We start from the raw sequence: 9,406 nt of genomic DNA on the forward strand, positions 1-9,406 counted from the left end.
TTTCGTCCTCTCCCGGGTGCGCGAATCCGTGCCAGCCCTATGCGGCGAAACGATGTCTCGCCGGCTATTGGATGGTGTCGATTGCGCTGGTCGACGAGCCGAAGTCGCCAAGGGTGCGGAACGACAGGTTGAAGCCGATGCTCTGCGTCACTTCCCTGGTGTTCAGGTCACGCGACTGCGAGTACGTCATCAGATAGGTGAAGCAGGAATCGTTGTAGGCGAAGCCGACCCCATCCTTGACCAGCAGGCTTTCCTGCAGATCATAGGTTCCTGTTCCGAACACGCGCCAGTTCTGGGCCAGATGCGTGGACGCACCCAGTGTGACCTCATGACGGTCGGTGGTGAAACCGTAGAGTGGCTGGGCCTGGATGAAGGCGTATCTGGCGCTCAACGACACCGGCAGGCCTGAATAGGCGGCCCTCAACTCGGCGCGGCGAACCTCGAAGGTCTGTTCGTCGAAGCGGCCGCTGACGGAGGCCGCGAATCCATTCGGGCTGTTGATACCGAACAGACCGACATAGTCGGACTTGGTGGTCTCAAGGCCCGAATAGGCGCCGACATTGACCAGATCCGGCGCGGCGAAGGAGTTCTCGCCGCCGATCTGATAGGACTGGCCGAAAATGGCATTCGTGCCCCAGCCATTGATGTAGGAGCCGGAATAGCGGAAGCCGACATTGGCGCGAGAGCCGCCTTCGATGCGGTCATAACCGGAGAACTTGTCGCGTTCGAACAGGGTGGTCGCGTCGAACACCATGCTCTGGGCGTCTTCATTCGGAACGGCGAGGCCGCCGACATATTGTTCGTTCGGACGCAGGAACACCTGCGCCATCGGCTCGATGACATGGCTGGATCCGCTGGCCATGGAAAACAGCAGCGGCCAGCGCATTTCAAGCCCGGCGGTTGCCATGTAGCGGGCGAATGACGAACGCATATCGTCCTGCACGCCCAAATTTGTCGCCATCTGATTGACGGCGGCGAGCGAGGCCGATGACGCATCGAGGTAGTCGACGTCGCCCTGCAGCGCCAGCAATGGTGTCAGCACCAGTCCGTTGTCGGTGACGAATGACCGCTTCCACTCGGCCTCGGCGGTCAGGCGGCCGGATTCGCCTTCAATGCCGCGCACGCGTTGGGTACCCGAAGCGGGCACGTAAGGGGTAAAGTAGGTCTCATCCAGTTCATCGCGATGCAGCACGCGCGAGTTGACATTGAGCGACAGCTGGCCGCCGGCGACCGCTACGTCGGGGATGTATGCATAGTCGAGCGACGGCAACACCCAGGGCTGCTGGTTGCTGCGCGCGGAGATATAGCTGTTGGGCGTGTTCTCCTGGACATCGAAATGCATGGCGCGCACATCGAAATARTTGCGGCCGTTGAGSCCSGTCAGGTAGACCGCCGACTGATGTACGCCGGCATTGTACTTGTCGATGTTGTAGGTGCTCGAAAAGTCCTTGTCGGTCTGCAGCAGAACGTCCCAGCCGAAATTCCAGCGGTCGTTGATGGCGAACTGCCCCTGCGTGCCCATCATGCCGCGGAACTTGTTCGGATCGCCTGCCGCGCCCGAATCGATGTTGTGGCCACCGGTGGAAGGGAAAGCGGCGGTATCAATGAAGGCGTCGGGATTCTGCTGCTGGATCCCTGCGATCTTGAAACTGTAYTCGCCATTGTTGAARCGCTGGCGCCACTCGGCCTCRCCGAGGAAACCCTGCTTGGTRTAGCCGCTTCCCGTCACCGTCAGGTCATATGTCGGCGAAAGTGCGAAATAATAGGGAATCTTGACGCTGTAGCCCAGGTGGCTGTTGTAGCTGATGCCGGGGATCAGGAAGCCGCTCTTGCGCTTCACCGTCGGGTCGGCGATCTCGAACGCCGGCAGGTATGCGAGCGGAAAACCGAAGAATTCGAAATTCGCATTCTCGAAGCGAACCGTCTTCTTCTCGCCGTTCCAGATGATCTTCCTGGCCTTCACGCGCCAGGTCGGCGCCTTGTCGGGCTTGTCCTCGCACGGTTCGCAGGCGGTGTAGACGCCGTTGTGGAAGGTGGTCAGCACACCGCCCATGCGCTCGGCGCTTTCGGCGGCGAAATAAGCCTTGTCGATGGTTTCAACGCGCAACGCGTTGACGAAACCGTCGGCGAAATCATCGGTAATGTCGATATGCTGCGAATTGATCTTGGTGCCGTCGCTGTTGACGATCTCAACATTGCCGGTGGCAACCATCCGCTTGGTGTTGCGGTCGTATATGACCTTCTGGGCGACGAGGCGGTTGCCGCCATAGTCGATCTGCACACCACCGACAGCGGTCACCGTCTGGTTGTCGTTGTTGTAGACCAGCGTATCGGCGGCCAGCAGCATCTGCGAGCCGGCCGGAACGTTGGTCGCCATCTTGCCGACTTCCTGAGCGAAGGCAGGCAACGGCACGGCGCAAGCAAGCAGGCACGCCAAGGCGCTCGCCGCATAAAGGCGCGCCAAATTGGCCTGCCTGTCGCTGGGCAAAAACGCCTCCCTCACTAGCCGTCTTCCTTGTATAGCAGGAAAGTCACCCCGAAGAACATAGCTACCACGACCGGCACCCAGGCGGCTATGGCAGTCGGCACGAATCCCGCCACGCCGAATGCCTTCACCAGCACCGAAACGACATAAAGCAGAAACCCGGCAACGACGCCACCCAGAATCATCGTTGCCGATTGCCCCATCCTCGCAAATCGCATTGAAACTGTTGCCGCAATCAGCGTCATGGCGACGAGGAGGAACGGCAACGCCACCAGCGAATCAAACTGCATGGCAAAGGCATTTGCCTTGAGGCCGAAGGAGCGGGCAACCTCGATTTTTCCAGGCAGGTCGTAGAACGGAATGGTCTCCGGGCGCGCCAGCCGCTCTTGCACGAATTCAGGCTTCAGATTGGTCGGCACACGATCGCTGGCCGCGGGCAGGATGGTGCCGTTCCTGAAAGTCTTCACATCCTGCAATTCCCAATAGCCGTCCCGCAGATAGGCGCGGGCGGCGTCCTTGCGCTCGACGATATTGCCTTTCGGGTCGAGGATGAAGAAGACGACATCGGCCATCTCGAGGCCTTGGTTGAGGATGGCCCGCGCACCGATGATGGTGTCACCGGTACTGGTTTTCTGGCGAATCCAGGGGGCGGTATCGGCCGAAACCGTATTTGATTTGCCGGAGCGCAACTGGGTCTCGATCTGCTCGGACAAGGAGAAGGCATGCGCAGCGAGCGGGTTGATGAGCCCGACCGAGACAAAACCGAACAGCAACGCTCCGATGCAGCATGGCAAAAGGAATTGCCAGGCGGAAACGCCGGCGGACCGCGCGATGACCAGCTCGTAGCGGCGGTTGAGCGAAACCAGTGTCGCCATCGCAGAGAACAGGCCGACAAACGGCACCGTCTGCAGCATGATCATCGGCATGCGAAGGCCCGAAATGGCCACCGCCGTCCCATAGGTGAAACCGGGCAGGCCGGTGGTACGCCCGGACAGCTCGGTGAAATCGATCAGGAACACCAGCGCCAGCAGGCCCAGGAAGAACCAGATCGTGATCGTCACATAGCGGAAGAAGAAATACCGGCCCAGTGTCCAGCCCATCAGCTGATCCCCTGACCTGAAGTGCCGCGCCTGGACCAACGCAGTTTGAGGGCATTCCAGCCGTCACCGACGCGGCTGGCCAGGTTCGTCATCCAGTCCGCCCAGGCCACCGGCAGTTCCATGGTCCGGTTCGACACGATGAACCAGATGGCCACGGCGGAAGCCACGATAGGCACGCCATAGACCATATAGGTGTATTGCGGCACTTCATCGGCCTTGCTGGCGGCAAAGAAACCCAGCCAGCGCACGAACAGGGATATGGTGATCGCCGTGATCAAAGGATTGACGCGCGCCTCGCGATGCGAACGCGCATCGCCGGCGACCGCGAGCGCGATCAGCGCGAACACCATGGAATACAGCCATTCCGAAAACCGCTGGTCGATTTCCGCCCGGTATTCCTGGGGGTTCTGCTGATAGTTCTTGTCGTTGACATTCGGGTTGAGCAGGTACTGGGTTGTCTGGTCCTTTGGCAGCAGCGTTACTTGATTGGCTGCCGACATAAAAGCCGACATGTCGAAGGCATAGGAGGTGAACCGGATGACGCTGAGGTCGCCGGTTACCGTTTTTCGATGGATGACGCCGTCATTCATCATCAGCACTTTTTCACCGTTTCGCTCAACGATGCTGCCGGTCTTGGCGTAGTAGACGAGGTTGACACCTTCCTCGCGCGAATCCGCCACGAAGATGCCACCCAGCTTGTTGTCTGGAAGCCGCTCGCCAATCTGCAGGAACAGCCCGTCCTCGATCTTTCGGAACGTGCCTTCCTGGATGATCAGCGACAACAGGTCGGAGCGCGACTCCGCCACCAAAGCGCGGTTCTTCTGCCGTGCATAGGGGTCGATGCCATTGTCGACGGCAAAGGAAAAAACGCTGGCCGCAAGAGCCAGAAGCATGATTGGCCGCACGATCGTCCAGCGCGAGGCGCCGGCGGCGTTGACGACGGCGAGTTCGGAATCCGAATTCATGACACTGAGTGTCTGGGCGACCGCCACGACCAGCGCGAAAGGCACGACGATCGGGATGATCGACGGAAGAATGAGGGCGGCGACCTCGAAGAAGGTCAGCGACGACTGGCCGCTGTCGGTAACCAGATCGATCTTGGCCAGCACCTGCGTGGTCCACACGATGGCCAGCGTCCAGACCAGCGCTGCCAGGAAGACCACSAAAGCGCGRCGCATGATGTAGCGTTCAACGACCTTCATGAAGGCTTTWCTCGATTTTSYCGAACGGCATCATGCCACCACGCTAAGGGTAGCTGCCCGGCGACGCCCGCACAACTGGCTCCGATGGGCTCGGTCAGGCAGGCGATCCGGTTCCCGTCCCACGTCGCGTGCCGCAATGGACCGGAGTGTCGGAGGGAATGGATAAGAAAGGGAAAACATCGATGGTTAACAACAAGTTGCGGCATGAAGCGGGGCCGTGCCGCGACGAATCGCCATCGATTCCAAGTGTCATATGGGTGGTCATTTTGGCAAAGTCTTGCCAAATGCCGGAAAACGACCAAATGTCGCGGATCACTTCAAACCGTTTCGCGCACCATCGCGCAATCCCCGAAAGCAGGACATGATGAACCCGAGACCGTCGATCGCCTTTGCAAAATTCGCCGCGCCTCAGACGGCGGCGAACAGGAAGGGCACAGTCTTCGTGCTGTCGGCGGATGACGGTGGTCTGAGCGATACGGCCAGGGCCTACGATCCCGGCAAAACGCTGGAACGCGCCTTTCCGGTGGCCGAGTTCACCGGCAAGTTCGCCGGCGTCGTCGAGATTCTGGCGCCGGAAGGAACGTCGCTCGACAGGCTGGTCGCGGTCGGCGCCGGCAAGGCGGCGGGGCTCGATGAATATGCCTGGCTGAAACTGGGCGGCACCATTGCGGCGTCGCTGCGCAAGGCAAGCGAGGTCGCCGTGGTGCTCGACCTGGTCGGCGCCTCGGCTGATGGCAAGGACGCCGCCAACCTTGCCGCGGGTATCCTCCTGCGCAGCTATTCCTTCGATAAATACAAGACCAGGAAGGACAAGGATGACGCAAAGGCCGATCCGAAGAAGGCGGTCAAGATAACCATCCACACCGCGGATCCGGCCGGCGCGAAGAAGGCTTTCGCCGAGACCGAGGCTGTGGTCGACGGCGTGCTTCTGGCGCGCGACCTCGTCAACGAACCGGCCAACGTGCTGGGACCGGTCGAGTTTGCCGCCCRGGCCAAGGARCTCGAGGCGCTCGGCGTCAAGGTCGAAATCCTGGCCGAGAAGGAGATGAAGAAGCTCGGCATGGGCTCGCTGCTCGGCGTCGCCCAAGGCTCGCCTCGCGGCGCCCGCATGGCGATCATGCAGTGGAACGGCGGCAAGCCCAAGGACAGCCCGATTGCCTTCGTCGGCAAGGGCGTCACCTTCGACACCGGCGGCAATTCGATAAAGCCGGCTTCGGGCATGGAGGATATGAAGGGCGACATGGGTGGCGCCGCCGCCGTCACCGGGTTGATGCATGCCTTGGCCGCGCGCAAGGCAAAGGCCAATGTCGTCGGCATCATCGGTCTTGTCGAGAACGCCGTCGACGGCCACGCCCAGCGTCCCGGCGACATAGTCACCTCGATGTCGGGTCAGACCATCGAGGTGCTCAACACCGACGCCGAAGGGCGCCTCGTGCTGGCCGACGCGCTGTGGTACTGCAACGATCGCTTCCAGCCGAAATTCATGGTCAATCTGGCGACGCTGACCGGCGCCATCATGGTCGCGCTCGGCCTGCATTATGCCGGCCTGTTCTCCAACAATGACGAACTGGCGGAGAGGCTGGCGGCGGCGGGGCAGGCGACGCAGGAACGGTTGTGGCGCATGCCGCTCGGCGCCGAATACGACAAGCTGATCGATTCCAAGAACGCCGACATGAAGAACATCGGCGGCCGCTATGGCGGCGCCATCATCGCCGCGCARTTCCTGCAGCGCTTCGTCAAGGASACGCCCTGGGCGCACCTCGACATTGCCGGCACGGCGATGGGTTCGCCGTCGAGCGAGATCAATCAGTCCTGGGGTTCAGGCTTCGGCGTGCGGCTGCTCGACCGGCTTGTGCGCGATCACTACGAAAGCTGACCTTGATCCATGGCCGACGTGCTGTTCTACCACCTGACCGAATCGACGCTGGAGGAGGCGCTGCCCGGCCTGCTCGAGCGCAGCGTCGATCGCGGCTGGCGCGCGGTGGTGCAGACCGGCACCGAGGAACGGCGTGACGCGCTCGATCAGCATCTGTGGACCTTCCGCGACGATTCGTTCCTGGCACACGCCACCGATCGCGAGGCTTATCCCGGCGAACAGCCTATCCTGTTGACCACCGGCGACGGCAATCCCAACGAGGCCAGGATAAGGTTCCTGGTCGACGGCGCGGCGCCGCCTGAGCTCAGCGGCTACGAGCGTGCCGTGTTCCTGTTCGACGGCCATGACGCCGCCCAGGTCGAGGCGGCCCGGGSGCATTGGAAGACGATGAAGGRCGCSGGCCAYGCCGTGACCTACTGGCAGCAGACRYCKGACCGSCGCTGGGAGCGCAARGCTTAGCGCGATGTATGGACGCAGACCTAAAGCTCGCCGTATGACTCCGGCGCGCTTTAGCCGATGCTTTGCCGCGGATGATAAGGCGCTACTCTCGTGCCTTGATCCGCTTCTGTTTCCGGCTGACGTAGTCGCCATATTTCAACTTCATGAACTCGTCCGCCAGGTTGCGATGCGAGCTCCTGAAGACGTACCAGTCGCCATCCGGTAACTTGCGCTGGTAGAGCACCCGGCCGGCCTGGCGATGTTCGAAGCAGGTGAGGGCGTTGGAGTCGCTCCCCGCACCATGCCATTTCGCCCGGAAGCAGAGCTTGCCTCCTCCGGGAATGAACCAGATCCCGTCACCGTAACCCAGCTTGCCCTTGTCTGAAGTCCAGGCGCTGAATTGACGCCGCTGCACGGCAAAATAACCCGCACCGTTTCGGCCCCACAGCCACGAGCGGTTCTTATACATCTGGTAGATGCCTTCGTCGGGCACCGCTTCGGCCTGCTTGGCCAGTTCTGCGACTTGCGCCGCCGTCTTGGCTACCGCCGGAATCTGGAAAGCCAGGACCGCCATGGAACAGGCAAGGGCTGTTCCAATGAAATTCCCCAGTACTCGTTTCACGACCCCACCCCTACAATTTTACGCTACGCTCAGTTTTTACGCTTGCATTTAAACAGAACGCTTAGGGCAGGACATGCTGGGTAACCCTCCAGTCGGGCAGCCCATAGCCACCCAGCCATGGCCACACTTCCTTCTGGTTGAAGTAGACGACCGACGTCAGGGCCGGAAATTCCGAATAGGACTTGCGGGAATCGGCCGCCCATTGCGAAACATATTCCTGCTTCCCGACATAGCCGAGTTCCGCCACTTCGATCGGCTTGTTGAAGCCCGCGACGCGGTCATAGCCTGGCTTCAGCGACTCGGCGAACGTACGGTCGCGGCCGGCCTCCTTATTGTCCTTTGTCTGCAGGCCGAACACCGACAGGCCGATGACGTCGACGTAATCGTCGCCAGGGTAGTATTTCTCCAGACCCTCTTCACCTTTGGGTGACCACATGTATTTGGCGGCCGGAGCAGCCTTGCGGCATAGATCGACCTCGCGCTTGTAGGCGGCGATCCAATCCTTGGGGGCCCAGTTGGCCCATGTGAAGCGGCCGTTCTTGTCCTCCATTTCCTGCGCCCAGCGAATGGTGACCGGGCTCTTCATGGCCCCCACCAGGTCGCAGATTGCCTGCATGTTGGCGTCATATTTGCCGCTCAAAATGCCGTCGCGCAGTTCGTTCGGGGTGATGCGCCAGTCCTTCGACCAGGTCCAAGGCTCGATGGTGATCAAGAGCGACCGGTTCCGCTGAAGGGCATAGGCATCGGCCAAGGGAAGGGTCGCCAGATCGACGTCTTCCCACGGCAGGAACAACTCCTCGATGCTGGCGGTCTTGTCGGCGCTGAAGTCGCCGTAGGGATCATAGGATCCGAACGCCGACGCGGCGCTGCTCGTCTGAACGGGGTCCGTCGCAGCCGCGGAGCCAGCGCCTCCCACAGTCGGGAATGCCATGCTTCCACCCAATGCCAGCGCGATTGCAAGTGCACTTGCCGCATAGTTTTTCATGTTTGTTCTCCCATCGCCTGAACTTCCCGCGGAAGTCAAAGCGTCGCCACTGCGCATCGATGTGTGCTCGACGCGACTACCCAAGACCCATCGGCTCAGTTGGGGGAATCTGTGGGATTTCGGAGCGATTGGTGGCGTGCGACCCGTCGCACAGAACCCACCTAACAATTATCTCTCAAGGTACCGACACAAGGCTACAGAGAGAGATTTCGCCGCGATACTCACAAATTCGCGTCAACATCCCGATATATCATCCCTGCCTAATTTAAGAGCCGGTCGGGACCAAGAGTCAAGTGCAATTAACGGTTGCTTAACCATGGCATTCGCAACATGGTTAACGCTGCTTTTGGGCCACGACGGTCCGTGGGATCTGGTCCCAATCGGTAAATTCTCCAGCAGGAGATATTTTCCAGCTCGCCCTTTTAGCGCTGCCCGGTGCCGGGCGCTCCATGGAATTCGTCCTGCGATTCAAGGCGTTAGGTTAACCAGTTCTCAAGAAGCATAGTTAACGCACTCTTAATTTAGTTGACTCTAAAGGATCCTGGGCGGATTCTGGAGCCGGGTTTGAAGGCTGTCGGCCGTAGTTCGGCTGACGCTCAGAATGGCGGCGGTAAGTGTATGAGTGTTTCCGCGGACGTAGGAACCATCAGCGGTAAGACCAGGCCGACACGGCGGCATGGGACCACCCTGGCCAAGAC

At 60.6% G+C, this 9,406-nt stretch carries 7 protein-coding genes; 2 read left to right on the forward strand and 5 right to left on the reverse strand.

Annotated elements, in window-relative coordinates; genetic code table 11:
* Nucleotides 1–64 precede the first annotated feature (64 nt).
* From AC1DX0_RS25275 to lptF, 3 genes are read right to left on the reverse strand one after another with little or no spacing between them, the layout of a single operon-like run.
* Nucleotides 65–2,503, reverse strand: a complete 2,439-nt coding sequence (locus AC1DX0_RS25275) for an LPS-assembly protein LptD (protein ID WP_477219376.1) — start codon at nt 2,501–2,503, stop codon at nt 65–67.
* Nucleotides 2,503–3,588, reverse strand: a complete 1,086-nt coding sequence (gene lptG / locus AC1DX0_RS25280) for an LPS export ABC transporter permease LptG (RefSeq protein WP_477219777.1) — start codon at nt 3,586–3,588, stop codon at nt 2,503–2,505. Before lptG ends, AC1DX0_RS25275 begins: the two co-directional genes overlap by 1 nt.
* A complete protein-coding gene (gene lptF, locus AC1DX0_RS25285) occupies nt 3,585–4,787 on the reverse strand; it encodes an LPS export ABC transporter permease LptF (RefSeq protein ID WP_477357226.1) in 1,203 nt (400 codons plus the stop codon). The genes lptG and lptF overlap by 4 nt, the downstream gene beginning before the upstream one ends.
* Before the next feature lie 364 nt (nt 4,788–5,151).
* On the opposite strand from lptF, the gene AC1DX0_RS25290 reads away from it, so the two are divergent.
* Both AC1DX0_RS25290 and AC1DX0_RS25295 read left to right on the forward strand, forming a co-directional pair.
* The gene (locus AC1DX0_RS25290) at nt 5,152–6,663 is read left to right on the forward strand and encodes a leucyl aminopeptidase (RefSeq protein WP_477357228.1); all 1,512 of its coding nucleotides are present in this window, start codon (nt 5,152–5,154) and stop codon (nt 6,661–6,663) included.
* A 9-nt stretch (nt 6,664–6,672) separates the two neighbouring features.
* A complete protein-coding gene (locus AC1DX0_RS25295) occupies nt 6,673–7,122 on the forward strand; it encodes a DNA polymerase III subunit chi (RefSeq protein ID WP_477357230.1) in 450 nt (149 codons plus the stop codon).
* 82 nt (nt 7,123–7,204) lie between these two features.
* Here the strand turns inward: AC1DX0_RS25295 and AC1DX0_RS25300 are convergent, their stop codons facing one another.
* A complete protein-coding gene (locus AC1DX0_RS25300; protein ID WP_477357232.1) occupies nt 7,205–7,675 on the reverse strand; it encodes a DUF995 domain-containing protein in 471 nt (156 codons plus the stop codon).
* A gap of 109 nt (nt 7,676–7,784) precedes the next feature.
* Complete coding sequence (locus tag AC1DX0_RS25305) at nt 7,785–8,654, reverse strand: glycoside hydrolase family 26 protein (RefSeq protein WP_477219776.1); 870 nt, start codon at nt 8,652–8,654, stop codon at nt 7,785–7,787.
* Between the last annotated feature and the right edge of the window lie 752 nt (nt 8,655–9,406).

This window comes from Mesorhizobium sp. P3_A9 (genome assembly GCF_056402975.1).

Coding starts and splice junctions, on each gene's coding strand:
- AC1DX0_RS25300 (WP_477357232.1), bottom strand. CDS start 7,675: ATGGCGGTCCTGGCTTTCCAGATTCCGGCGGTAGCCAAGACGGCGGCG.
- AC1DX0_RS25305 (WP_477219776.1), bottom strand. CDS start 8,654: ATGGCATTCCCGACTGTGGGAGGCGCTGGCTCCGCGGCTGCGACGGAC.